Source organism: Variovorax stachyos (genome assembly GCF_051400855.1).
Taxonomy (GTDB): Bacteria; Pseudomonadota; Gammaproteobacteria; order Burkholderiales; family Burkholderiaceae_C; genus Variovorax.
The window spans coordinates 1-1,524 of the sequence record NZ_JBLFFN010000048.1 but is presented as its reverse complement, the minus strand read 5'-3'; the positions used below and the strand labels follow the sequence as shown (position 1 = coordinate 1,524).

Here is a 1,524-nt window from a genome sequence, read left to right as displayed (position 1 = left end):
CAGGTCGCCGGTGCGGTAAAGCCGTGCGCCTTCGCTGTCGAACGGGTCGGCCACGAAGCGCTCGGCCGTCAGCCCCGAGCGCCCCAGGTAGCCGCGCGCCAGGCCCACGCCGCCCAGGTACAGCTCGCCCGGCACGCCCTGCGGCACGGGATCGAGCCCGGCGTCCAGCACATGGAGCCGGGTGGCGGCGATCGGCCCGCCGATGCCGGGCGCCGCCTGCACCCGCTGTGCCGTCGACCAGATCGTGGTCTCGGTGGGCCCGTACATGTTCCAGAGCTCGACACCCTGCGCGCGCAGGTCCTCGGCCAGGTCGGGCTGCAGCGCCTCTCCGCCGCACAGGCCCTTGAAGCGGCCGGTCGCGGGCGCCTTCCATCCACCGGCGCGCAACAGGCGCCACCCTGCCGGCGTGGACTGCAGCAGCGTGGCGCCGCTCTCCTCCAGCAACTGCCCCAGCGCCCGGCCGTCGCGCGCGGTCTCGCGCGAAGCCAGCACGATCCGCGCGCCGCACAGCAGCGGCAGGTAAAGCTCCAGCGCCGCGATGTCGAAGGACAGCGAGGTCACGGCGACCAGCACATCCTTTGGCCCGATGCCCGGCTCGGCACGCATGCTGCACAGGAAATGGCTCAGCGCGAGATGGCGCACGATCACGCCCTTGGGCCGTCCGGTCGATCCGGAGGTGTAGATCACATAGGCCGGGTGCTCGCCGTGCAGCGCCACCCGGGGGGCGTGTGCAGGCTCCCCCTCCAGGTCCGTCGCATCGAGCGCCAGCACCTGCAGTGCCCCGACGCCCGGAAGGCCTCCGCGCAGATGGCCTTGCGTGAGCACCAGTTCGATGCCGCTGTCGTCCACCATGTAGGCAAGCCGCTCGGCCGGGTAGTCCGGGTCCAGCGGCACATAGGCACCCCCGGCCTTCAGGATCGCCAGCAGCCCCACCACCATCGCCGGCGAGCGCTCCACCGCGATGCCCACGCGCGTCTCTGGCTTCACCCCCAGGGCGATGAGCCGGTGCGCCAACCGGTTGGCGCGCAGGTCGAGCTCGGCGTAGCTCAGCTGCTCATCGCCGAAGACCAGGGCCGTGGCATCGGGCGTGCGCTGCGCCTGCCGCTCGATCATCCGATGCACCAGTGCGGCATCGAGGTGGCACTGGGGGTTCGTGCCCCATCGGCGCAATTGCGCCCGCTCGGCATCGTCCAGCAGGGCCACGTCGCCGACCGCCTGCTGCGGGCGATAGGCCAGCGCGTCCAGCACCGCCACATAGTGGCGCGTCATGCGCTCGATGGTCCGCGCCGCGAACAGTCCGGCCGCGTAGCGCCAGGCGAGCTGCAGCCGGCCGTGCTCGTCCTCATGCGTGTTGAGGGCGAGCTCGAACTGCGCGGCGGCGTCCTCCAGGGGGTACTCCTCCAGCAGCAGTCCCGGCAACCGGGCGAGGATGCCGTCCTGCTGCCCTCGCTGGTGGTTGAACAGCACCTGGAACAGCGGGCTGCTGCCCAGGCTGCGCTCGGGCTGCAGGGCCTCGACCAGCTG

1 protein-coding gene is annotated in these 1,524 nt (G+C 72.1%); it reads right to left on the bottom strand.

Annotation, left to right across the window (positions count from 1 at the left end):
* On the bottom strand, positions 1-1,524 hold a 1,524-nt coding region (locus ACMGEZ_RS29630), incomplete at both ends, for a non-ribosomal peptide synthetase (RefSeq protein ID WP_436825851.1).